This window comes from Chryseobacterium fluminis (genome assembly GCF_026314945.1).
GTDB lineage: Bacteria > Bacteroidota > Bacteroidia > Flavobacteriales > Weeksellaceae > Chryseobacterium > Chryseobacterium fluminis.
The window spans coordinates 278,415-301,484 of sequence record NZ_CP111121.1 but is presented as its reverse complement, the minus strand read 5'-3'; the positions used below and the strand labels follow the sequence as shown (position 1 = coordinate 301,484).

The 23,070-nt window shown below is 39.4% G+C and carries 21 protein-coding genes and 1 pseudogene; 5 read left to right on the top strand and 17 right to left on the bottom strand.

Translation table 11 applies throughout. The features are described from left to right. Positions 1-55: 55 nt before the first annotated feature. From ilvN to ODZ84_RS01335, 7 genes and pseudogenes are all read right to left on the bottom strand, one after another. Positions 56-595, bottom strand: coding sequence for an acetolactate synthase small subunit (gene ilvN, locus ODZ84_RS01365; protein WP_266175228.1), 540 nt, complete (start codon positions 593-595; stop codon positions 56-58). An 11-nt stretch (positions 596-606) separates the two neighbouring features. Then, on the bottom strand, positions 607-2,346 hold the full coding sequence (ilvB, locus tag ODZ84_RS01360) for a biosynthetic-type acetolactate synthase large subunit (protein WP_266175227.1): 1,740 nt from the start codon (positions 2,344-2,346) through the stop codon (positions 607-609). Between the two features lie 9 nt (positions 2,347-2,355). Continuing rightward, a pseudogene (gene ilvD, locus ODZ84_RS01355) lies at positions 2,356-4,034 on the bottom strand (dihydroxy-acid dehydratase). After that, positions 4,022-4,663: an aminotransferase class IV gene (locus tag ODZ84_RS01350; RefSeq protein ID WP_266175226.1), complete on the bottom strand. Its 642-nt coding sequence runs from the start codon at positions 4,661-4,663 to the stop codon at positions 4,022-4,024. The pseudogene ilvD and the gene ODZ84_RS01350 overlap by 13 nt, the downstream one beginning before the upstream one ends. Positions 4,664-4,672: 9 nt before the next feature. Beyond that, positions 4,673-4,927 carry an aminotransferase class IV gene (locus ODZ84_RS01345; RefSeq protein ID WP_266175225.1) on the bottom strand — a complete coding sequence of 85 codons (255 nt, stop codon included), beginning with the start codon at positions 4,925-4,927 and terminating at the stop codon, positions 4,673-4,675. A 365-nt stretch (positions 4,928-5,292) separates the two neighbouring features. Next, on the bottom strand, positions 5,293-5,658 hold the full coding sequence (locus ODZ84_RS01340) for a VOC family protein (protein WP_266175224.1): 366 nt from the start codon (positions 5,656-5,658) through the stop codon (positions 5,293-5,295). A 149-nt stretch (positions 5,659-5,807) separates the two neighbouring features. Further along, the gene (locus tag ODZ84_RS01335) at positions 5,808-6,836 is read right to left on the bottom strand and encodes a M28 family metallopeptidase (protein WP_266175223.1); all 1,029 of its coding nucleotides are present in this window, start codon (positions 6,834-6,836) and stop codon (positions 5,808-5,810) included. 87 nt (positions 6,837-6,923) lie between these two features. On the opposite strand from ODZ84_RS01335, the gene ODZ84_RS01330 reads away from it, so the two are divergent. Then, on the top strand, positions 6,924-8,063 hold the full coding sequence (locus ODZ84_RS01330; RefSeq protein WP_266175222.1) for an aminotransferase class I/II-fold pyridoxal phosphate-dependent enzyme: 1,140 nt from the start codon (positions 6,924-6,926) through the stop codon (positions 8,061-8,063). 106 nt (positions 8,064-8,169) lie between these two features. After that, on the top strand, positions 8,170-8,958 hold the full coding sequence (locus ODZ84_RS01325; RefSeq protein WP_266175221.1) for a GH25 family lysozyme: 789 nt from the start codon (positions 8,170-8,172) through the stop codon (positions 8,956-8,958). A 141-nt stretch (positions 8,959-9,099) separates the two neighbouring features. Here the strand turns inward: ODZ84_RS01325 and ODZ84_RS01320 are convergent, their stop codons facing one another. The 3 genes from ODZ84_RS01320 to ODZ84_RS01310 form a co-directional block, all read right to left on the bottom strand. Continuing rightward, on the bottom strand, positions 9,100-11,823 hold the full coding sequence (locus ODZ84_RS01320) for a sodium-translocating pyrophosphatase (protein WP_266175220.1): 2,724 nt from the start codon (positions 11,821-11,823) through the stop codon (positions 9,100-9,102). A gap of 223 nt (positions 11,824-12,046) precedes the next feature. Beyond that, the gene (locus ODZ84_RS01315) at positions 12,047-12,658 is read right to left on the bottom strand and encodes an inorganic pyrophosphatase (RefSeq protein WP_266175219.1); all 612 of its coding nucleotides are present in this window, start codon (positions 12,656-12,658) and stop codon (positions 12,047-12,049) included. A gap of 21 nt (positions 12,659-12,679) precedes the next feature. Beyond that, positions 12,680-13,192 carry a DUF7935 family protein gene (locus ODZ84_RS01310; RefSeq protein ID WP_266175218.1) on the bottom strand — a complete coding sequence of 171 codons (513 nt, stop codon included), beginning with the start codon at positions 13,190-13,192 and terminating at the stop codon, positions 12,680-12,682. A gap of 185 nt (positions 13,193-13,377) precedes the next feature. Between ODZ84_RS01310 and ODZ84_RS01305 the strand changes: the two genes are divergently transcribed. Further along, on the top strand, positions 13,378-14,160 hold the full coding sequence (locus tag ODZ84_RS01305) for an FkbM family methyltransferase (RefSeq protein ID WP_266175217.1): 783 nt from the start codon (positions 13,378-13,380) through the stop codon (positions 14,158-14,160). Between the two features lies 1 nt (position 14,161). Here the strand turns inward: ODZ84_RS01305 and ODZ84_RS01300 are convergent, their stop codons facing one another. From ODZ84_RS01300 to pdhA, 6 genes are all read right to left on the bottom strand, one after another. Continuing rightward, positions 14,162-15,055, bottom strand: a complete 894-nt coding sequence (locus ODZ84_RS01300) for a hypothetical protein (protein ID WP_266175216.1) — start codon at positions 15,053-15,055, stop codon at positions 14,162-14,164. After that, complete coding sequence (radC, locus tag ODZ84_RS01295) at positions 15,052-15,729, bottom strand: RadC family protein (RefSeq protein ID WP_266175215.1); 678 nt, start codon at positions 15,727-15,729, stop codon at positions 15,052-15,054. The genes ODZ84_RS01300 and radC overlap by 4 nt, the downstream gene beginning before the upstream one ends. 38 nt (positions 15,730-15,767) lie before the next feature. Beyond that, on the bottom strand, positions 15,768-16,349 hold the full coding sequence (locus ODZ84_RS01290; protein ID WP_266175214.1) for a murein L,D-transpeptidase catalytic domain-containing protein: 582 nt from the start codon (positions 16,347-16,349) through the stop codon (positions 15,768-15,770). Positions 16,350-16,360: 11 nt separating this feature from the next. After that, positions 16,361-17,029, bottom strand: coding sequence for an ABC transporter ATP-binding protein (locus ODZ84_RS01285; protein WP_266175213.1), 669 nt, complete (start codon positions 17,027-17,029; stop codon positions 16,361-16,363). Between the two features lie 296 nt (positions 17,030-17,325). After that, the gene (locus ODZ84_RS01280) at positions 17,326-18,942 is read right to left on the bottom strand and encodes a pyruvate dehydrogenase complex dihydrolipoamide acetyltransferase (RefSeq protein WP_266175212.1); all 1,617 of its coding nucleotides are present in this window, start codon (positions 18,940-18,942) and stop codon (positions 17,326-17,328) included. A gap of 107 nt (positions 18,943-19,049) precedes the next feature. Beyond that, entirely contained in the window at positions 19,050-20,051 is a 1,002-nt protein-coding gene (pdhA, locus tag ODZ84_RS01275) for a pyruvate dehydrogenase (acetyl-transferring) E1 component subunit alpha (RefSeq protein ID WP_266175211.1), read from the bottom strand. Between the two features lie 126 nt (positions 20,052-20,177). Between pdhA and ODZ84_RS01270 the strand changes: the two genes are divergently transcribed. Together ODZ84_RS01270 and ODZ84_RS01265 are read left to right on the top strand one after the other, a co-directional pair. Further along, complete coding sequence (locus tag ODZ84_RS01270; protein ID WP_266175210.1) at positions 20,178-20,780, top strand: phosphatase PAP2 family protein; 603 nt, start codon at positions 20,178-20,180, stop codon at positions 20,778-20,780. 9 nt (positions 20,781-20,789) lie between these two features. Further along, positions 20,790-21,269, top strand: coding sequence for a BlaI/MecI/CopY family transcriptional regulator (locus tag ODZ84_RS01265; protein WP_266175209.1), 480 nt, complete (start codon positions 20,790-20,792; stop codon positions 21,267-21,269). 180 nt (positions 21,270-21,449) lie between these two features. Here ODZ84_RS01265 and ODZ84_RS01260 read toward each other — a convergent pair whose 3' ends face one another. Further along, positions 21,450-22,952 carry a choice-of-anchor J domain-containing protein gene (locus ODZ84_RS01260; protein WP_266175208.1) on the bottom strand — a complete coding sequence of 501 codons (1,503 nt, stop codon included), beginning with the start codon at positions 22,950-22,952 and terminating at the stop codon, positions 21,450-21,452. Positions 22,953-23,070 lie beyond the last annotated feature (118 nt).

The window sequence follows — 23,070 nt, the reverse complement described above, 5'->3', positions numbered from 1 at the left end:
TTATGATTAAATGTGATCGACTTCTTTAAAGTCTTTTTTTAATGATCTGTATTTTTTAATGTGAAGAGGTCATTTCTTCAAATGAATTGAGTTTTTTATTAAATCCTTCGCTGGATTTTATGATGGCTACTCTTCCACTTCTGATAAATTCTATAATCCCGAAAGGCTCCAGTGCCTTTAAAAAGCTGTCGGTCTCCTCTTGCTGACCCACTATTGAAAAAACCGTGTAGTCATTTCTAAGGCAGACAATTGCTGCTCCGTACTGCCGCAAAATTCTTTCTACAGAGACTTTTTCGGAGACTATTTTGGTTTCGATTTTAAACAGAGCCAGTTCCTGCCAGATGATATCTTCATCTGTATTATAATAGACTTTGATCACATCTACCAGCTTCTGAATCTGTCTCGAAATCTTTCTGACCATTTCTTCCGTATCATTAATGACAATGGTAAACCGCGAAATGCTCACGACCTCTGTCGGTGAAGTATTCAGGCTGATCACATTGATATTCCTCCTGGAAAAAACGGTGGATATTCTGGTTAACAGTCCCACCTGGTTTTCGGTGAAAACGCTGATGGTATAATCTTGTTTATTCATGTCTTTTTACATTATTTTAAACGGATTTCACTAACGCTGCAACCTTGGGGAACCATAGGAAATACATTATTTTCTTTACTTACTTTAACCTCCAGAAGATAAGCGCCGTCTGACTGAATCATTTCTTCCAGTGCTGCTCTGAGCTCTCTTCTGTCGTTCACCTGCTTTCCTTCAATTCCATATCCTTTCCCGACCGCTGAAAAATCGGGACTGGTGATGTCTACAAATGAATATCTTTTATCATGAAAAAGCTCCTGCCACTGGCGAACCATTCCCAGAAAAGAATTATTCAGAACGATCATCTTGACACCGATGTTAAACTGGGCAATGGTCCCGAGTTCCTGAATATTCATCTGAAATCCTCCGTCACCCGCGATACAGAATACATGCCGGTCAGGATTTGCTGCTTTTGCACCGATGGCAGCCGGAAGCCCGAATCCCATGGTTCCTAAACCTCCCGAAGTCACATTTCGCCTGGAATTTTTAAATTGTGCATACCGGCATGTAATCATCTGGTGCTGGCCGACGTCGGTACAGATAATATGATCTCCATTGGTGATTTCGTTCAGGTATTTTAATACTTCACCCATCGTTAATTCATCCGAATCCGGATTCAGTTCTTTTTCGATAACCTCCGTCTGTTCGTCATGCTGTAGTTTCAGAAACTGATCCAGCCAGTGATGATGCTTATTTTCTTTGCTGAGATCAGTCAGTAAGGCCAATGTTTCTTTGCAGTCTCCCAGCACCGGGACATCGGCTTTTACATTTTTATCAATTTCCGCAAGATCGATATCCAGATGAATGATCTTAGCCTGTTTCGCATACTGATCCAGTCTGCCCGTAACCCGGTCGTCGAAGCGCATGCCCACTGCGATCAGTACATCGCATTCATTCGTCAGTTTATTCGGGGCATAATGACCGTGCATTCCCAGCATTCCGACATATAACGGATGGTCTGTAGGAATGGCGCCCAGCCCCAGGGCTGTTGCCGCAGACGGAATCCCTGTCTTTTCAATGAATTTTTTAAACTCTTCTTCTGCTTTTCCCAAAATCACTCCCTGTCCAAAAAGGACAAACGGCCTTTGGGCATTGTTAATCAGGTGTGCTGCTTTTTCAACATATTCCAACCTTATCTTAGGTTTGGGAAGATATGATCTTATGAATTCACAGGATTTGTACTCCTCAAAATCCATTTCCTGCAGCTGCGCATTTTTAGTAATATCAATCAAAACGGGTCCCGGCCGACCGGATTTTGCAATATAAAATGCTTTGGCCAATACTTTTGGAAGATCCCGGGCATCAGTAACCTGGCAATTCCATTTGGTAACCGGCATGCTCATATTAAGAACATCAACTTCCTGGAAAGCATCCGTTCCCAAAAGAGAAGCGTATACCTGACCTGTAAGGCAGACCAGCGGCGTGCTGTCAATCATGGCATCTGCCAATCCTGTCATTAAATTCGTTGCTCCCGGGCCACTTGTTGCCAGTACAACTCCGGTGTTTTGAGAAGATCTTGAAAATCCCTGTGCAGCGTGGATCGCTCCCTGCTCATGCCGTACCAGAATGTGACGGATATGCTCTTTATAATCATACAGTGCATCGTAAATAGGGATCACTGCTCCGCCCGGATATCCGAACAGGGTCGTTACTTGTTCTGCCTTCAGGATTTCCAGAATTACTTCTGCACCCTTCAGTTTCCGCCCTGTTGAAGACTCTTTTTTCGGCGGGGTATCTCTTAATGATAATTCCATTTTTTACAATTAAAAATCTGTTATACAACCTTGTGAAGCATCTGAAACCAATTTTGCATATTTGTACAGAACACCACTTTTAACTTTGAAATCCGGTTGTTTAAAACTCCGTTTTCTTTCTTCAAGCTCTTTCTCGTCAACCATCAGATTGATCGTATTTTTCACGGCATCTATTTCAATGAGGTCATTATTTTTAACCAACCCGATCAGGCCTCCTTCAAAAGCTTCCGGCGTAATGTGGCCCACTACGAAACCATGGGTCCCTCCTGAAAAACGGCCGTCTGTAATTAAGGCAACATTTTTACCTAAACCGGAGCCCATTAATGCTGAAGTCGGTTTCAGCATCTCCGGCATTCCGGGTGCGCCTTTTGGTCCCTCATTTTTGATGACAATGACATCTCCGTCACAAATAAGCTGGTCTTCAATTCCTTTGATAAATTCTTTTTCACCATCAAAGACTCTGGCTTTCCCTTTGAAAAAATCACCTTCCTTTCCCGTTATTTTTGCAACACAGCCTCTCTCGGCAAGGTTTCCGTACATGATCCGTATGTGTCCTGTTTTCTTGATAGGATCATTAATTTCGCGGATGATATTCTGTTCGCGTTCTATAATGGAAGTAACATTCTGAAGATTTTCAGCAATGGTTTTTCCGGTCACGGTGAGACAATCTCCATGAATCAGTCCGATATCCAGCAAATATTTCATCACGGCCGGAACTCCTCCAACTTCGTGTAAATCCTGCATCAGGTATTTCCCGCTCGGCTTCAGATCTGCCAAAAGAGGGGTGGAGTCACTTATTTTCTGAAAATCATCAAGGGTCAGCTCGTGCCCTATACTTTTCGCTATGGCAATGAAATGAAGAACGGCATTGGTACTTCCGCCCAAAACCATTATTATTCTTAATGCATTTTCAAAAGCTTTGTAAGTCATAATGTCCGAAGGTTTAATGTCTTTTTCCAGCAAAATTTTGATATAATGTCCCGCGTAAAAACATTCTTCTTTTTTTCTTTGCTTAAAGCGGGATATGACGACGAATAAGGCAGGCTCATTCCTAAAGCTTCAATGGCAGAAGCCATCGTATTGGCGGTATACATGCCACCACAGGCTCCGGCACCCGGACAGGAATTTTTGATAATTCCGCTGTAATCTTTGTCAGAGAGATTTCCTGCGATCTTATTTCCCAATGCTTCAAAGGCGGAAACAATATTCAGGTCCTGCCCTTTGTACGAGCCTGCTTCTATACTTCCTCCATACACCATAATAGAAGGCCTGTTAAGTCTTGCCATGGCCATCACAGATCCGGGCATATTTTTATCGCAACCCGGAACCGTAATTAAACCGTCATAATATTGTCCCGCACAAACGGCTTCGATACTGTCTGCGATGAGATCCCTGCTAACCAGAGAATATCTCATCCCGTCTGTTCCGTTGGTCATTCCGTCACTGATGCCTATGGTATGAAACATCAGGCCCACGAGGTTCTGTTCTTTTACCCCTTTTTTCACAATCTCAGATAATCCGTTAAGATGCATGTTACAGGTATTCCCGTCATATCCCATACTGGCAATCCCGATCTGTGGCTTTGCAAAATCTTCTTCCGTAAATCCTATCCCGTAAAACATAGCCTGGGTGGCTGGTTGTGTCGGATCCTGGGTAAGGGTCTTAGAATATTTATTTAGTTGGCACATTGCAGTTGTGATTTTAGGTACGTGTAATCTTCTTCTGATACGAGATGTCTGTAAGCTTTCTGGACAAGTGCAGAAAGGCTATCTTCCCAATTCATCCGGAAAGAGATCTCATCCAGAGATTCCAGTGCCACGATTTCGGCGGCTGTCCCACAGAAAAAACCGGCATCCGCGCCCCTCATTTCTTCAGGTTTAAACAGCTTTTCTTCGTAATAAATCCCTAGCCGCTCACATATTTCAAAAACCGTGGCTCTTGTAATGCCCGGAAGAATGCTTCCTGCAGGAGGCGTATATAATCTTGAATTTTTTTCAAAAAAAACATTAGCTCCGGAACTTTCGGCAACATATCCGTCAGCATCGAGCAGAAGCGCTTCGTCAAAACCCTTATCTTTTGCTTCCTGGCATGCCAGAATTGAATTGACGTAATGCCCGCTTACTTTCGCTTCCACTCTGAAAGCCTTAGGATTGGGACGCTCAAAGGATGAGGTCATGATCCGCATATGATTGGCAAGATATCCGTTATTCCAGTTCCAGACTTCAATCACCAGCGAGCTTTTGTGACTTTTGGAAAGTGACATATTGGGAGAGCATATAATCAGGGGACGGATGTAGGCATTGCTGAGACCGTTCATTTCCAGCAGCTAATACGTTATTTCAACCATCTGTTCGGAAGTATAGTTAAAGGGAATCATCATCAGTTCTGCGGATTTTTTCAGGCGGTCATAATGTTCTTTCGCTTTAAAGATCCTGGTTCCATTCTTTGTTTTGTATGATTTAATGCCTTCAAAAACAGCGTAGCCATAATGAAGAGACTGGCCATACAGATCGGTTTTGGCCTTCGTTGCTTCTACAAATTCACCATCGTAATAAAGAATGCTTTTCTCGTTGTAGTACATATTCTGTGTTTTAAATAATTAATTACCTGATTTCAGACATAAAAAAACCATCCTCGGATGAGGATGGTTTTTTATTTTAAGATTTATAAAATATCAACAATACCACCGCTCATCACCGGAACCGATAATGATAATAATGATAGTAATAATATTGTTGAATGTTGTATGCATTTCTGTTGTTTGACAAAGCAAATGTATAATTAATTTTTAAACTAAAAAATTTTTTAACAATTATTTTTAAAACAGTTATTTTATTATGAATTAATCATTAAATTCAATATTTAAGCGTATAATTAATAATTTAAATCTACTCTATAATATGTAAGTAAATTTATTCATTAAAATATTCAAAATATATTAAATATTTACTTAGCAAATTGTCCGAAATGCCATAAAATTCCGGATGGATCATGCAGGAAACATTCGCTGCCCCATTCCATTGTTTTTATCGGTGACAGTCTAGCCGTTGGATATTGATCACCAAGCTGCAAATCCACAAGCTGACTCCAGAATTCTTCTACATTTTCGACTTCAACAAAGATCATGGTATTATCCACCCAATCTTTTGTATAGTAATCCTGAAGATAAAAAGCTATATCCTGCTTTTGAAAAAGGGAAAGCTTTGGTTCTAAAACCACTTCTTCAAAGCCGAGATCTCTGTAAAAATCTCTGCTGATATTAAAATTTTGAGCCCCTATAAATGGGCGGATCGATTTCATGTTGAGTTTCATTTTATCTGTTTTTAAAAGGTTCGGGACTCATTTTATTTCTTTTCTGTATAATGCTGTTTCATTTCAGTGCAATCGTACCGATATCGCTCCTTTTTTCCTTCAGGATAAGCAGCAAAAAATCTGAACTACTTTTTATCAACCACAATCCGCTAAGGTCTGTTGGCAATTTCCCATGCTGTGGCAAAGACAAGCTGTGTTCTTTTTTCGAGAAGAGCATAGTCAATTTTTTCTACATCATCAGTAGGTTTGTGATAGTCTTCATGGATCCCGTCAAAGAAAAATGCCACCGGAACGTTATTTTTAGCGAAGTTATAATGATCTGATCTATAATATAATCTTTCAGTATCATTAGGGTCATCATACCGGTAATTCAGTTCCAGGTTATTGGTTTTTCTGTTCGCCGCTTCATTGATGATTTTAAGTTCGGAGCTCAACATCTCAGAACCAATGACATAGACATACTGCTTCCCTCTGTTTTCAGGGTCATCACGGCCGATCATATCAATATTTAAATCCACAACAGTATTGGCCAGAGGAAAAACAGGATTATCCGTATAGAATTCCGAACCGAATAGGCCATGTTCTTCGCCTGTTACATGAAGAAAGAGGATCGATCTTTTCGGACCTTTACCTGCTTTTTTTGCACTTTGAAAGGCTTTTGCAATTTCCATCACCGCGACTGTTCCGCTTCCGTCATCATCCGCCCCGTTATAAACCACTCCATTCCTGGTGCCCACATGATCATAGTGTGCAGAAACAACCACAATTTCTTCCGGCTTTTCCGAACCTTCGATGAATGCTAGAATATTTTCAGAATCAGGCAGATTTCCGCCGCCTCTTTTTTTCATAAAGTCGGCAGGAACTTTCTGGTAGTAGGATCCCAGAGCTTTAGGGAAAGAAATACCCAGCCTTTTATAATAATCCGTCATATACACTCCCGCTTTTTTCTGACCCGGGCTTCCTGTATCTCTTCCTTCCATTTCATCAGAGGCGATTACATATAGATTCTTCTTTAGATCATCAGCTTTAATCGTCTTATAGGCAGCAAGAAAATCCCGGTCACCTTTCCCATCAGATGAAGATGCTGAGGCTGGCGAATTTCCGTTACGGGACACTTTGGCAGATTCGCAACTTACCAGAACTGCTATGGAAAATAAAGGAATGAATAGTTTTTTCATTATCATATAATTTCACTAAAAATAAGATTTTTTTTTAATCCGTGAAGCATCAATATTTTTATTATATTTGATAAAAACACAACGATTATGGATCATATTTACGGATTTAATCATCATTCTTTTTTCATTACCATGTCTGAACTTGCTTCAAAGCATCATAGTTTTGACCTGTCTTTAGGCTTACCTGATTTCGATATCGATCCCCGTTTAAAAGAATGGCTGAAGGAATCTTCTGACCTGAATTTTCATAATTATGAACCCCTTGCCGGAAATTCTTTACTGATTGAGCGTATTATCCGGTTTAACAATCAGCGAATAAACAGGATTTCTGTCATCCAGGATGAAGTTACGATCGTTCCCTGCGCAACTTTTGCTTTATACACTTCGCTTAAATCCGTTATAAACCAGGGAGATGAGGTTATCGTCATACAACCGTCGTACTATACTTACGGGCCTTCGATCATGATGAACGGAGGGATTCCTGTCTATTATAATCCTGAACATGGTTTTGCTACAGACTGGGACGAACTGAAAGCTTGTATTTCCAAAAAAACCAAAGCCATCATTGTTAATTCTCCTCAGAATCCCACCGGAAAAATCTGGACGGAGCATGACTGGGGCCAGTTGTATGAAATGATTAAAGACCAGGAAATTTATCTTATTTCAGAGGAGATTTATGATTTATACTGCTATGACGGAGTTTCCCATTACAGCTCATTTATGCATCCTGAATTAAGAAAGAGAACATTCTGCATATTTTCATTTGGCAAGATGTTTCATACCACGGGCTGGAAGGTAAGCTATGTATTGGCTCAGAAAGACTTAACCGCGAGGTTCCAGTGTCATCAGCAGTACATTTCTTACGGTGCCAATGCGCCCTGTCAATATGCGATTGCAAAATATTTAGAGGTTTTTGATCCTGTTGAAACGGGTCAATGGATGCAGAAAAAAAGAGATCTTTTTAATGAATTGATCCTTGAAACTCCATTTAAGGTGGAACAGAAATCTGAAGGCTCCGTTTTCCAGATCGTGAATTTCAGAAATATTTCAGAGACCATGACGGATGTGGAATTCTCCAAATGGCTGACCATAGAGAAGAAAGTGGCGTGTCTGCCGCTTTCTGCCTTTTATGATTCCCGGAATAATTCTGATTACATCCGGTTTAGTTTTGCCAAAGATGACGAGCTCATCATCAATGCATTGGAACATCTTAGGAAAAACTTATAAAAATGATCAGACATCCTTAATTCCCCCGATTTTAAAATTCAGGTTTTTCTCTTACGGCTGATTTATTCAGATATATGATATTTGTATAATAAAACCACCTAAAACCATGAATACCTTTTCAAAAACCATCATGGGACTGATGATGATCAGTCTTGTCATTATCACCCTGATCATGTATAATATCCTTGAGACCATCCGGGAAAACAATCCATTATATACCCAATCGCAACTCACCTGGCCATCTCCTGCTGCTACACCTGTCCGTCCGGGAGTCACCGCTGAAAAAAAACCATCTCCTAACGACCTTACGCTGTGTGGAATAGATGTATCTCATTGGGATGGTACTGTTACAGAAGATTTACTCTCAAACGACCAGATAAGTTTCGTGATCTGCAAATCTACCGAAGGAACGCACGGAACCGATCCAGATTTCAGGAATAACTGGAATTTTCTGACCGAAAATCATATTACCAAGGGAGCCTATCATCTGTATGTATACTCTGAAAGTCCTGTACAGCAGGCCCTTCACTTTTCAAATACCGTAGGCGAAGTCAACCATCCGGACTTTCCCTTGATTATCGATATCGAAGAAGCGAGCCTACCGAAAAAATATATCGATCAGCGCCGGCTTAAGGAGGATGTACTGAAATTCCTGGAATATATCGAACAAAAAACCAAAAGGACTCCGATGATCTACTCTAATTACGCATTTATCGATACCTATCTTGATGATAAAATATTTTCGAAATACCCGTTGTGGCTGGCAGAATATTCCCACGCCCCAAAACCGCTCATTCCGAAAGCATGGAAAAAGAAGGGCTGCCTGATCTGGCAAAAGACCGATCGGTATGACATCAGTTCTAAGGAATTGGATCTTGATGTTTATTACCCATGAAAGAGGCCGTCTCACAACTCGTGAAAACGGCCTTTTTATGAAATTTTCCTGTATCCCTATACAAGCAGGGTTTTCGTTTAAACGATTCTCAAACCACATCGTTTAGTTGTGATACACGTTCATCTGTATAATGGATATTTTCTAAAGAGACAGGACTCTTACATCTATTCTTCTGTTCTGAGCTCTGCACTCATCGGAGTCATCTGCTTCACAGACCGGATGCTGAGCCCCGTATCCTTCCGCTTCTACCCGATCTGAGGCAATCCCAAGTTCCAATAATTTGAGTTTTGCCGTCTGGGCTCTTAAGTTCGACAGTTTCTGATTGCTTTCTTCATTTCCCGTATCATCTGTATATCCGCCTATTTTTATTCTAACGGACGGATAAGCCGTTAAAATTTCAACAAGATTCAGCAACTGGACTTCAGAACCGGCTTTTAAATCACCAGAACCCGTTTGAAAATAAAGATTTTCAATGGTATACCATGTATTGGGATCTAGAACTTTCTGATCGTTATTTTTCACGGAATGATACATTTGATACAACTGACTTCCTTCCCCTATTTTAATGGTTTTCCCGTCTTTAAGTTTAATCTCCTGAATATTTCCCGTTTCGTATACGAAATCTCCTTCTTCATTCAGGTGCCCTTTAATCTCCGCCGGCAATACAGCAACAGCAGTTCCTGGAGCTATCTGCGCACCTTTGACTCCGGTTAAACTCTCGATCTTAGCCTGTCTGTTCGCTTCGATTTTATCTTTATGCAAAACGGCTAGTGTAGGAGCAATAACCAGGGAGACAATTGACATAAGTTTAATCAGAATATTCATCGATGGTCCTGAAGTATCTTTAAAAGGATCACCCACCGTATCTCCTGTCACGGAAGCTTTGTGTGGTTCTGAACCTTTGAAGTACATTTCCCCGTTTATTTTTACTCCTTTTTCGAAAGATTTTTTAGCATTATCCCAGGCACCTCCTGCATTATTCTGGAACATTCCCATCAAAACCCCGCAGACCGTAGCTCCGGCAAGAAATCCACCCAATACTTCGGGCCCGAAAATAAAACCGATCAACAGTGGCGAAATAATAGCAATGGCTCCCGGCAGCATCATTTTCCGGATAGAAGCATCTGTAGAAATAGCGACGCATTTTTCATATTCGGGCTGTGCTTTTCCTTCTAAAATTCCCGGAATCTCCCTGAACTGCCTGCGAACTTCCTCTACCATAGCCATTGCAGCCTGGCCTACAGCTGTGATCGCCAGTGATGAAAAGATAAAAGGAATCATTCCTCCTACGAACAATCCTGCCAGAACATCAGCTCTGTAGATATCAATCCCATCAATTCCTGCAATTCCTACAAAGGCTGCAAACAGAGCTAATGCTGTTAACGCTGCAGAAGCTATGGCAAAACCTTTACCTGTAGCGGCTGTTGTATTGCCTACCGCATCTAAGATATCGGTTTTTTCACGGACCTCTTTCGGCAGTTCACTCATTTCAGCAATTCCACCCGCATTATCTGCAATGGGTCCGAACGCATCAATCGCAAGCTGCATGGCTGTAGTGGCCATCATACCGGCTGCTGCAATAGCAACACCGTACAGTCCCGCACACAGGTAAGAACCATAAATTCCTCCTGCCAGTACAATAATCGGCAGTAAGGTAGATTCCATACCCACAGAAAGACCGCCGATAATATTGGTGGCATGACCTGTAGAAGATTGTCTTACGATGCTTGAAACCGGCCTTTTGCCCATGGCCGTATAATATTCTGTAATAATACTCATCAGGGTTCCCACCACCAAGCCGACCATAATCGCTCCGAATACGCCCATTTTAGTAAATTCAAGTCCACGCAGGATCATTTTATCCGGCAAAAGATAGGTAACCAGGAAATAAGAGGCAATGGCTGTGATGACGATACTTCCCCAGTTTCCAAGATTCAGAGCATTCTGAACACTTGAGGTGGAGGAATCTTCATTATCATTAATTCTGACAAATAAAGTTCCTATCATGGAAAATATAATTCCTGTTCCTGCAATTAACATCGGTAAAAGAATCGGCGCAAATCCTCCGAAAGAATCTACGGAAACCGTTTCTCTTCCCAATACCATTGTGGCTAAGACGGTTGCTACATAAGATCCGAATAAGTCGGCTCCCATCCCTGCGACGTCACCGACATTGTCTCCCACATTATCAGCAATGGTTGCCGGATTTCTCGGATCATCTTCTGGTATTCCTGCCTCTACTTTTCCTACGAGATCAGCGCCTACGTCTGCAGCCTTTGTATAGATACCACCGCCTACTCTGGCAAACAAGGCAATAGATTCAGCACCGAGAGAGAATCCGGTAAGAATTTCAATGGTTCTTTCCATTTCATGAGAATCCACCGGAGCATCGGGGGCAAAAATCTGTTTGATAATCAGAAATAAGGCACCCAAGCCTAAAACGGCCAGTCCGGCTACTCCCATTCCCATAACAGAACCTCCGGTAAAGGAAACTTTTAAGGCTTTCGAAAGTGAGGTTCTTGCTGCTTCTGCAGTTCTTACATTGGCTTTTGTGGCAATTTTCATTCCTATAAAACCTGCCAGTGCAGAAAATACAGCTCCTACAACGAATGCCACACCGATGGTCCAGTGTGAATTTGCATTGGTCATTCCCATAACCGCTAATAAAATAGCGACGATAACGACAAAATAGGTTAAAACTTTATACTCTGCCTTCAGAAAGGCCATGGCACCGTCGGCGATATGACCGCTGATCCATTTCATTTTTTCATTTCCGGGATCTTGCTTATTTACCCAATTGCTTTGAAGAAAGGTATACACTAAAGCAATCACACCAAAAATTGGTACTAACACAAATAGATTCATAGTTTAATATTTTTTTTGGTAAGAGTAATAAATATACCAAATAATTCTCTTTGGCGGGTGTAAAATATAACGGCGGGTTGAAATAAGTTTGTTTAAACGGTTAAGCAGGCTGGAAGTTATGAGTTATGACTTATGAGTTATGAGTTATGAGTTATGAGTTATGGAAAATAAAAAAGGATAGGTGAAATTCACTTATCCTTTTTTATGATTAAATCGAAAGGGATTATCCTCCGAATTTATCTGCATAATCCTGTTGGGAAGCTTTGATTACCACTTTGGCGTGCTCTGCTCCGTATACTTCCTGAATTCTGCATTTTGCAGGTTCGTCCGGTAAGTTTTTATAGGTAAGGAAATAGTGCATTAATCGTTTCACTTCTGCTTCAGGCAATTCTGAAATATCTCTGAAATGTCCGAAAGCATGATCGTCCACCATTACCGCAACAATTTTATCATCTGCTTCTCCGCCATCGATCATTTTGAAACCCCCGATCGGAATAGCCTGCATCAATAATCCACCTGAATGAATATTGTGAGAACTTAATACACAGATATCCAATGGATCGTGATCTCCCATGGTAACGTCTGTAGCCCCTCTTTCGATGGCCAGATTCATCACGGCTTCGTTACAGTATGTTCTTGGAACAAAACCATACAGAGCCGGAATGATATTCGAGAACTTCTGAGGTCTGTCTACCTTTAAATATCCTGTTTCTTTATCTATTTCATATTTGATAGTATCTGAAGGAACGATTTCAACGAAAACGTTGACAACATCTGGCGCATTTTCTCCTACAGAAATTCCATGCCATGGATGCGCTTTAAAATTTGGAATCATTATTTTAAATTTATTTTTTAGTTAAGCTATTATTAAAATCTCTCGTCTTAAGTCCTCAATAGTCGCCCCGATATAGTCTTCGTGCTCCATATAATTCATGATGAATATGGTTTTGAACTCATCAAGATCGGCATTTTCATTCAGGCCTTCGTATGTTTTATGAAGCAGTTCTATCACTGCGTTTTTTGAATCTACAATATTTTTCCAGGAATTCTTTGTGATATACAGCTGTTGTGATGAATTGTATTCAAATTCTTCATTCACTGTTTTTTCCGTAAGAAAAATAAATTCATGAGGGGCTAAATTTTTGTCAAACTTCTGAATAAGATTAGAAGGTTTTATCCGATCCAGAAAAAGAGTCATTCTTTCGTACGAATGGGTTTTACTTTCGGAATTGGATTTTACCGAAAGCAGCTTGATTTCCTGATTTTTAAGTGTTATGTAGGTATGTACAAACTGTCTCAGCAAAACCAGAAAAGGAATTGCAATGATCAATGCAAATGCGTACGGCAGATATCCTGAAAAATTTGTCATAATTTTAGGATGCAAAATTACTAAATATTTGCTTTCTGTACATCATTTTAGAAGATTTAAATTTGTGGATTAATTTTGGTGCCGATGCCGTAGCAGAAGTTTATGCGTAATAAATTAATGATAAAATACATTTTATAAAACAGGGTTCAATAATTACCTTAATTTTGCACCAAAATAATGTTATAATGCCTTTCAATAATTATATATCAAAGTTAGTTTTCTGTGAAAAAATAAGCTTCGGATTCAAAACATTTACGGCTCTCCTCATTAATTCCAAGAGATACAGTTCAGGATTAAAGAAAAACAAACTGGATTTAAAGAATAATGAGACTTTTGTGTATCATATTGAAAAGAATAAAAAGAAATTCGATCTCTATCTTAGGACTTTTAAAGGTGACATTGATATTTTTTATGAGATATTCTGGAATAAAACTTATGATGAACATCTCAAATTAACAGATAAAGAGCCAAAAATCATTGTAGATCTGGGCGCTCACATAGGGATGACTTCTATTTATCTTGCATTACAATATCCGGATGCCAAAATTTATGCGGTAGAAGCTTCGTCCGAAAATTTTGAAATGTTAAAAGCGAACACGAAGTCTTTCAGAAATATTGTTCCGATCAATGCTGCAGCTCATTACGAAGACGGCACCGTTAATTTTGGAAACAATGAGCTTTCGTATAATCAGAAAGTCTCTGAAAAAGGGATCCCGACGCAAGCCCTTTCTATTCAGAAATTCATGGATACCTACCAGATACATCATATCGATCTTCTTAAAATAGATATTGAAGGGGCAGAAACTGATCTGTTAAGCAAAAATAATTCATGGCTGAATATGGTGGGAAATATCATTATCGAAATTCATCAACCTTACACTGCAGAGGGATTGGCAAATGATCTTACGCCGTTTAATTTTAAGATAAAACTTGATCGTGGCGCTGTATTAACAGCCGGTAAAGAGTAAACTACGAAAAATTCATCGCTTTTTTGATCATTTCTTTTTTAGTGTTGGAAATAACTGGATACATTCTGAGTTCAGGACGAAAACCCCTGAAAAACTCTTCAATTGCGGGTACTTCACTACCTTCGAAATCAAATATCTTATCTTCAATATTAAGGGCTATAAGATAATCGATGATCACGGATGAACCTGAAAGTTTCACGAAGTTCCGGTCGTTAAACGTCCCAAGCAGTGCCAGTGTTTTATGGTCAAAATAAACAGCAATGGCATTAATCGGGATATTCTTATAGAAAAAAGCAATGATCTTCAGATGTTCTGCTTTTTCAAAATCACTGAATGTCTGTAAAAACTGTCGTTTATCATGCTCATCTTTTGCACCAATCGTATTTTCTGAAATAAATTCATAAACATCTTTAATTTTGACTTCCCTAATCTCAGATTGTTGTAAGACCTCTTCTTCCAGTCTCAATTTACGTTTTCTTTTGGGAGAATATCGTTGTCTGACCGTTTCGTAGCTATCAGGAAAAATTAAAAAGTTCTGTCTCTTTTTCAGAGATTTTGAGAACTGATTGACATCATTAAATGCATAGTACCAGATATTGTATTTCTTTTCAAAAAATTTCAGAAATAAATTATTGATTTCGACCGAATCCTGTTTTGAAAATATACCGAGCTGCTGGCAGAGTTTAGGATTAATCGCGATCCTGAATCCCATCTTTTTAATATACGGAACCGGCATCACAGCTTCATAATCATTAAGAACCAGAATTTCCCAGTGTTTATCGGAGGTGATATCCAGAAATTCCTTGGTCGCAGAATATTTTCTCTGTGCAGAACTTTCCAGACATTGGCTGTATTTCTCAAAATCAATTTCGTGATATTTCAATCTTCTAATCATAATAATCCTTCGTCCGAGAAACTAAAATATGAATTTTGTGTAATTATTAAATGGTCCAGAAGCTGAATACTGAAAAAACTTCCCGCTTCTTTGATTTTCTGCGTGATTCCGACATCTTCTCTGCTGGGTTTCAGACTGCCTGAAGGATGATTATGGGCAATAATGATTCCGGTAGAATAATAATCCAGAGCCAATCTGAATAATATTCTCACATCGACTATAGACTGATTGATTCCTCCTTCAGTAAGTTTAGCGATATGCACTATTTTATTGCTTTGATTAAGGTAAACAGCCCAGAATTCTTCAGTATGCAAACCTGATAACTGATTTTTTAGAATCAGGTACGCATCTTCACTGTTGGCAATAACTGTTTTTTTTAAAATTTCCTGTGCGGCTCTTCTTTTTCCGATCTCCAGAGCAGTTACAATGGTAATGGCCTTTACTTCACCTATTCCTTTAAATTTCATCAGATCTTTTACGGAAAGCAAATTGAGCTGGTGCCAGTTGTGGTCTACGGATGCTAAGATCTTTTGAGCCAGTTCTACTGCTGTGTCATCTTTGTTTCCACTTCCCATGATAATGGCCAGCAGTTCGGAATCAGAAAGAGAATTAATCCCTTTAAGTAAAAGTTTTTCCCGGGGCCTGTCGTCTTCAGCTAAATATTTAATGGACATTCTAAGTAAATTTGTGTTTTTATAAAAATAATAATTGATCAGTAAAAAGCGTATAAAATTATGGTTTTTTTCGATTGATCGATATACTTTGCAGATTGATACAAAGCATTCTTTGAAAGCATCGGACAACCAAAACTTAAACAGGCGGGATTGGCAGATTCCTGATCAGGGACGCAGTAATAAGAATGGAGAACAATAGCTCTTGAGCTCGCGTTACGGTTGGTCTGGTCTATACCATTCAGACGGTAGGCCTTTCCGAATTTTCCGTTGTAACTTTCCTTAATTTCGTATTTTCCCAATGATGACTGATGGGACCCTTCTGTATCACCGAACTGCAATACATTAGAATTTTTTATTACAGAACCTTCTCCATGGGCAACAACAGCTTTCTGTAATACTCTATCATTTATCAGATCATAAACAAAATACCTGTACTTGCCCGAATGAATCTTAAAATTGATAAAAACTGCCAATTCCTGATTGTAATTTTTCCCTTTAAGATAGTTTTTAATTTCCAGAATTTTCGATTTAGGTAAATAATCAATTGTAATATGAGCCTGAGATTCATATTTTGAACAGGATATTATCAATAGAAAGAGAAAAAGAATCTGTTTTATCATTTACCGAATTTTTATTCGATGATCATTCCGTCTTTCATAACTAATTTTCTGTCGGTAATTTCGGCAAGATTAGGATTGTGCGTTACGATCACGAAAGTCTGGTTGTATTTATCTCTTAAATCAAAGAATAACCGGTGCAGATCGTCTGCATTTTTAGAATCTAAATTTCCTGTCGGTTCATCAGCAAAAATGGTCTTCGGTGAATTGATCAGAGCTCTTGCTACGGCTACTCTCTGGGCTTCGCCCCCCGATAACTGATTCGGCTTGTGATGCAGACGCTGTTCGATCTTGAGATCTTCAAATAACGCATGGGCTTTATCCAATGCCTCTTTTTCGTTAGCTCCTGCTATCTTTGTCGGTAAAAGTACATTCTCCAAAGCTGTAAATTCCGGAAGTAACTGATGAAACTGGAACACAAAACCGATATTCTGGTTTCTGAATCTGGAAAGCTGTTTGTCATTCATATTAATAAATGACTCGCCGGCAATTTCAATTTCAGTATCAAATTTTTTGGAATTCGAAGGTTGATCTAATGTTCCTAAAATCTGTAAAAGCGTAGATTTTCCCGCTCCTGATTCTCCGACAATAGAAACTACTTCTCCTACTTTGATATGAATATTAACTCCTTTTAATACCTCTAAATTTCCATATGATTTATGGATATTCCTTGCTTTAATCATAATCCAAAAATAGTAAATTGATTTGAAATACGGGAGGTTTTTAAAATGAATTGTGGGTGAGTGACGATGCTATTTCCTTTGTAAGGGTGCCGCTACTCATTAGGATTTCATCTCTGATCAAAAAGATTATTGAATTCATTTAATTCTTTCAGTCTTCGGCGGCTTTGCCGCCGAAGACTGAAAGAATTAGTACCTAACTTGCAAAACATGAGAGATTGAGATAAAATTCAGGCATCACCGATAAAAAAACGCTTCTCAAAATAGAGAAGCGTTTGTAGTATATCCAAATTAGAAAATTACAGTAACAGTGTTAAAGGACTTTCCAAATAAGTTTTTAAGGTTTGTAAGAACTGAGCACCTGTAGCCCCGTCTACTACTCTGTGATCACAGGCTAATGAAAGCTTCATGATGTTTCCTACCACGATCTGCCCGTTTTTCACGATTGGCTTTTCGATGATGGCCCCTACTGAAAGGATCGCAGAATTCGGCTGATTGATGATGCTTGTGAACGTCTCAATTCCGAACATGCCCAGGTTTGAGATGGAGAAGGTGGAACCTTCCATTTCATTCGCCTTAAGACCTTTGTTCTTAGCTCGTGAAGCCATATCTTTTACAGCAGCAGAGATCTGCGTATAATTCATCTGGTCAGTATTCTTAAGTACAGGCACAACCAATCCGTCAGGAATGGCAACTGCTACCCCTACATTAATGTTTCCTCTGTGGATAATCTTATCACCTGCCCAGCTTGAATTCACCTGAGGGTGTTTTCTCAAAGCGACAGCAGTAGCTTTAATGATCATATCATTGAAAGAAATTTTTGTATCCGGTAAAGAATTGATTTCTTTTCTGGCCTCAATGGCTTTATCCATATTGATCTCCACCATCAGATAATAGTGAGGAGCAGAGAATTTACTTTCAGCAAGACGTTTCGCGATGATATTTCTTACCTGAGAATTCGGAGTTTCTGTATCTTCACCCTGTACGAAGCTCAATGCAACCTGGGCAGCAGCAGGACTTGCTGTAGATTCAGAAGCAGCTGCTTTTGCAGATGGCTGATAATTTTCAACATCTTTTTTAACGATTCTTCCGTTTTCACCAGAACCCTGAAGACTGTGAATATCAACCCCTTTTTCCTGAGCAATTTTTTTAGCTAAGGGAGAAATGGCAACTCTGTCATTGTTGCCGGCTTCCGGTTGTTGTTTTTCAGATTCCTGTTGAGGAGTCTCAGCTTTTTGTTCGGCAGGTTTTTCTGAAGACTGAGCGGCAGCTTTAGGAGCACCGACTCCTGAAACATCAGTTCCTTCCGGTCCGATAATTGCCAATACAGAATCTACCGGTGCAGCACCGTTTTCTTCAACACCCTGCTTTAATAAAATCCCATTGAATTCAGATTCAAAATCCTGAACTGCTTTATCGGTTTCGATCTCAGCAAGAAGATCTCCTTCTTTTACGGTATCGCCAACATTCTTATGCCATTTAGCCACTTTTCCTTCTGTCATGGTATCAGAAAGTCTCGGCATCGTAATTACTTCAACACCTGCCGGAACTTCCGCAGAAGCTTCTTCTACGCTTGTTGATTCATTTTCAGTTTTATGTTCTTCTTCGGATTTTTTCTCTTCAGAACCTCCTGCAGCCGGAGCAGCAGCTCCACCCGTTAATCCTGAAATATCTTCTCCTTCATTACCGATAATTGCTAAAACCGAATCCACAGCAGCTGCGGCACCTTCTTCTACACCTACGTATAAAAGCGTACCTTCCATCTCAGATTCAAAATCCTGAACAGCCTTATCTGTTTCAATTTCAGCTAAAATATCACCTTCTTTTACTTTATCGCCTACTTTTTTATGCCATTTTGCCACTTTCCCTTCCGTCATTGTATCGGAAAGACGTGGCATTGTAATAACTTCTGCCATAATTTATTTTAATTTGAAAATTTGGTAATTTGTTCATTTGAAAATTAAAAAAGGATGTCTAGCTCATTTTCAAATTTTCAGATTTCCAAATTAACTCATTATTTTTTTTAGTTTTCTAATTGATCTAAGAACGGATAATTCTCCTGTGCATATACATACTCGTATACTTTTTCAGGATCCGGGTAGGGTGAGTTTTCCATAAATTCGATACATTCTTCAACGAAGTCTCTTGACTTGTTATCCGTAGCTTCCAACTCCTCTTCAGTAGCCCAGTTGTTTGATAAAATTCTTTGTTTGATCAATTCGATAGGGTCATCATTTTTGTGAAGAGCCACTTCTTCTTTAGATCTGTACGGCTCAGCATCAGACATCGAGTGACCTCTGTAACGGTACGTTCTGGCCTCAATGAAAGTAGGCCCGTCTCCTCTTCTTGCTCTTTCAATCGCTTCATAAGCAGCTTCAGCCACTTTTTCAGGATCCATTGCATCTACAGCCAGACAAGGCATTTCGTATCCTAATCCCAATTTGTAGATATCTTCGTGATTAGCGGTTCTTTTCACTGAAGTACCCATGGCATACTGGTTGTTCTCAACAACAAAAATCACAGGTAATTTCCAGTTCATCGCCATGTTAAACGTTTCATGTAATGAACCCTGTCTTGCAGCTCCGTCTCCGAAGAAGCAGATGTTTACCGCTTTTCTGTCAAAAAACTTATCTGCAAAAGCAATACCGGCTCCCAAAGGAATCTGTCCTCCCACGATACCGTGACCTCCATAAAATCTATGTTCTTTGCTGAAAATGTGCATAGATCCACCCATACCTCCTGACGTTCCTGTAGCTTTACCACAAAGTTCCGCCATGATTCTCTTAGGGTCTACTCCCATCGCCATCGGATGGATGTGGCATCTGTAAGCAGTGATCATACTATCTTTGGTTAAATCCATTGCATGGGTAAAACCTGCAGGAATCGCTTCCTGACCATTGTACAAATGTAAAAAACCTCTGATTTTTTGTTTTAGATAAAGAGAACGGCATTTGTCTTCAAACCTTCTCCACATTGTCATATCTTCATACCACTTCAGGTATACCTCTTTAGAAAATTCTTTCATGTGTTAGCCTTTGCTTATTTATGATGAAATAGTTGAGCAAAATTATAAAAAAAACTTTGTTTTTATTGTATACAGACCCATTGTTTTTTTAGTTATAATATTATATTTACATGATCAAACTTAATTATGGAAGAAAAACAGCCTACATTATTACATAAAATTTCAAAAATTATATCTGATTTTTTCAATCCCCTGGTTTCTCTGTTTATATTTTTCGTTTATATGAGTGCAAGAAATTATTCTTTTGAGGATTCGATTACGTATTTTCTTCCTGTTTTAATAATGATCATCATTCCTGTTGTTGCGTGGCTGGTATGGAATGTAAAGACCGGAAGATATACAAATATGGACGTCTCCAACCGTATTCAGAGAAAGACTTTATATGTCTTCATTGCAGTTTGTGTCATCGCCTATCTTGTGTATAATTATTTTAAAAACGGATATATTGATTTTGTTATGCTTTTTATTCTGATTCTGCTTTTTGCCATGCAGATCAGCAATTATTTCATTAAAAGTTCAATGCATACGTCATTCAACATATTCGTAGCATCCCTTTTCTTTGCTTTAAGTGTAGAGATGGGAATCCTTTGGCTGGGGATTTCCTTACTGGTAGGAATCACCCGGGTTATTTTGAGAAGACATACGGTAAGGGAGGTTATGATGGGCGCCGGAATTGCTTTTATGGTATCTTTTCTTTACCTTTATTGCAACATACAATTTCAACATTAAGAACATTCAATGAAAATAAATCATCTTACTTCTGCCGAAGAGAATTTAATGAAACTATTATGGAAGCTGGAGTCCTTTTATTTAAAAAACATCATGGAGCAGCATCCGGATCCGAAACCTCATCAGAATACCGTTTCCACGTATCTGAAAATACTGGTGGAAAAAGGATATTTATCAACAGCAAAAGAAGGAAGGATTTTTAAATACAGCGTTACCGTTCCTCATGAAGAATACAGAAAATTTCTTTTAAAAGAGCTTTCTCTTCATTTTTTCGGTAATTCGGGGAAAGAAATATTAGAGTTATTGTTGAATGAAAAATTAATTTCCCAGGACGACCTGAAAGGATATTTTGATCTTAAGATTGAAATAAAGCCTACAAGGATACAGGAGCCTAAACTGGAGCTGGCAAATGAAATTTTAAATCCGAAAAAGGATAAAAAAACCAAAGAAAAAGACAAAAAGAAAAAGAAGAAAAAGGATATGAAATGATACTAAAATCATTCAATCATATACTAGAATTCCCTGAAATCTGATTTTAACTATCTATTCATAAGGTACTTAAAATATAAAAAAGGCCGTTTCACTGATTGTGAAACGGCCTTTTCCGATATACAGAATACTATTCTTTAATAATTTTGAATGACTGATCCGATCCTTCAGACTTTAGTCTTAAAAGATAGATCCTCTTTTCAATTCGGAGATATCAGCCTGTTTGGAATCTTTATCAACTGTTTTTATAAGCTGTCCTGTTAAAGACAATATTTCAATACTGCTTATCTTTTTATCGGAGGCTATATTGACAAAATCTCTGGCAGGATTCGGATATACTTTGATACCATTACTGTTTTTTACAACGTCATTTACGCCTAATACAGATGCATCCACCACCGATACATCGTCTACATTAATGCCTCTTGCCCAGTTGGATGTGCCTTCGAAAGCAATCATATAATTGGCAGATTTATTGGGTAAAGGGATACTTACATCCAGCCATGCTGCATTTTCTGTTGTATAAGAACTTCCTATCTGCGTCCAAGCATCGCCGGCATTAGCTTTATAGAAAATTCTTAATTCATCTACATCGCCAAACCAGTTAGTATTGGCCAGGCTGAACCTCAGTTCAGGGGTGGCAAGGCCTGAAATATTTAACGGAGGCATTAGCAATCTAGCTTTATTTCCAGCTGTTGTTGTTCTGAATTCTGCCATTCTCGGAGCAGATTTAGGCGTGATACTGCTGTTTCCGTTTGCGGTCATGTAAGTCCAGGTATCTGTTCCGCCGCCTGTTACCGCTTCATTTGCCCAACAGGATGGTATGGTAGTGTTATCAAAATTCTGCGTGTATGGGAAAGCCGTTACTGAAGCACAGGTGGTTGCAAAAGACTGCACCGGCGTCCATACGCTGAATCCATTTGTACCGCAGCTGGATCTTACATAAAACTGATAAGCGGTAGAAGCAGACAAAGGTGAAATCGTCGCAGAAGCTGCCGTAGAATTAATAACGGTTCCGGAACCTTGTGTAAATCCTGTAGGGCCGTACTCTACCTGATAAGTAGCTCCTGCAGTAGATGAAGCAGTCCAGCTTATATTGGCAGAATTGGAACTGACACTGTTTACCACGATCGAAGTCGGTACATCACATGCCGGTATCGCTCCATTGAAGACATCATCGATATCAAAAAAGAACATATCCGTTGTAGAAGAATAAAAGCCGATATAAATGGTTTGTCCTGCGTACGCTGACAGATCATAGCTATATTTATAGAAGCCTGCTCCACTGGCGGGAGCCACAGAAGCCGCTAACGTATTGGTGAAGGCCGCTGCTGTAGGGGTAGTAGTGGATACCTTCACGCTGATGGTTTCCGGGTACAGGGGATCCCTGCTTCTTGCGTAAAAAGAAAGGAAGTCACTCACTCCTGCAGTAACGGTAATCGCCGGCGTCACCAGATAATCGTCATGGGCAGTAGAACCATAGGCTATGGAAGCAGTGTTGGTTCCGCTGTAAGCATTGATATTTCCGCCCGTGTAATTTACAATGGCCCACGTGTCCGTATCACCACCATTTAAGGCAGTCCAGCCTGCAGGAAGTGTTGTGGCGGCATCAAAATTCTGAAAAAACTGTGCATTCGCAATAATTGGAATTGCAAATAATGCTAAGAGTAATTTTTTTCTCATGGTAATAGTCTTAAATTTTGAGTTAACTTACGAATTTCAGGCGAGTTAACCAAAAAAAAGGACGGGCATGAGAAAGCAATATATTATGTTAAACCAGCTGTATAATTATTAATTTTCT

What these genes read in the sequence shown, in the direction of transcription:
- ilvN (WP_266175228.1), bottom strand. Translation starts at nt 595, where the DNA reads ATGAATAAACAAGATTATACCATCAGCGTTTTCACCGAAAACCAGGTG.
- ilvB (WP_266175227.1), bottom strand. Translation starts at nt 2,346, where the DNA reads ATGGAATTATCATTAAGAGATACCCCGCCGAAAAAAGAGTCTTCAACA.
- ODZ84_RS01350 (WP_266175226.1), bottom strand. Translation starts at nt 4,663, where the DNA reads ATGAACGGTCTCAGCAATGCCTACATCCGTCCCCTGATTATATGCTCT.
- ODZ84_RS01345 (WP_266175225.1), bottom strand. Translation starts at nt 4,927, where the DNA reads ATGTACTACAACGAGAAAAGCATTCTTTATTACGATGGTGAATTTGTA.
- ODZ84_RS01340 (WP_266175224.1), bottom strand. Translation starts at nt 5,658, where the DNA reads ATGAAACTCAACATGAAATCGATCCGCCCATTTATAGGGGCTCAAAAT.
- ODZ84_RS01335 (WP_266175223.1), bottom strand. Translation starts at nt 6,836, where the DNA reads ATGAAAAAACTATTCATTCCTTTATTTTCCATAGCAGTTCTGGTAAGT.
- ODZ84_RS01330 (WP_266175222.1), top strand. Translation starts at nt 6,924, where the DNA reads ATGGATCATATTTACGGATTTAATCATCATTCTTTTTTCATTACCATG.
- ODZ84_RS01325 (WP_266175221.1), top strand. Translation starts at nt 8,170, where the DNA reads ATGAATACCTTTTCAAAAACCATCATGGGACTGATGATGATCAGTCTT.
- ODZ84_RS01320 (WP_266175220.1), bottom strand. Translation starts at nt 11,823, where the DNA reads ATGAATCTATTTGTGTTAGTACCAATTTTTGGTGTGATTGCTTTAGTG.
- ODZ84_RS01315 (WP_266175219.1), bottom strand. Translation starts at nt 12,658, where the DNA reads ATGATTCCAAATTTTAAAGCGCATCCATGGCATGGAATTTCTGTAGGA.
- ODZ84_RS01310 (WP_266175218.1), bottom strand. Translation starts at nt 13,192, where the DNA reads ATGACAAATTTTTCAGGATATCTGCCGTACGCATTTGCATTGATCATT.
- ODZ84_RS01305 (WP_266175217.1), top strand. Translation starts at nt 13,378, where the DNA reads ATGCCTTTCAATAATTATATATCAAAGTTAGTTTTCTGTGAAAAAATA.
- ODZ84_RS01300 (WP_266175216.1), bottom strand. Translation starts at nt 15,055, where the DNA reads ATGATTAGAAGATTGAAATATCACGAAATTGATTTTGAGAAATACAGC.
- radC (WP_266175215.1), bottom strand. Translation starts at nt 15,729, where the DNA reads ATGTCCATTAAATATTTAGCTGAAGACGACAGGCCCCGGGAAAAACTT.
- ODZ84_RS01290 (WP_266175214.1), bottom strand. Translation starts at nt 16,349, where the DNA reads ATGATAAAACAGATTCTTTTTCTCTTTCTATTGATAATATCCTGTTCA.
- ODZ84_RS01285 (WP_266175213.1), bottom strand. Translation starts at nt 17,029, where the DNA reads ATGATTAAAGCAAGGAATATCCATAAATCATATGGAAATTTAGAGGTA.
- ODZ84_RS01280 (WP_266175212.1), bottom strand. Translation starts at nt 18,942, where the DNA reads ATGGCAGAAGTTATTACAATGCCACGTCTTTCCGATACAATGACGGAA.
- pdhA (WP_266175211.1), bottom strand. Translation starts at nt 20,051, where the DNA reads ATGAAAGAATTTTCTAAAGAGGTATACCTGAAGTGGTATGAAGATATG.
- ODZ84_RS01270 (WP_266175210.1), top strand. Translation starts at nt 20,178, where the DNA reads ATGGAAGAAAAACAGCCTACATTATTACATAAAATTTCAAAAATTATA.
- ODZ84_RS01265 (WP_266175209.1), top strand. Translation starts at nt 20,790, where the DNA reads ATGAAAATAAATCATCTTACTTCTGCCGAAGAGAATTTAATGAAACTA.
- ODZ84_RS01260 (WP_266175208.1), bottom strand. Translation starts at nt 22,952, where the DNA reads ATGAGAAAAAAATTACTCTTAGCATTATTTGCAATTCCAATTATTGCG.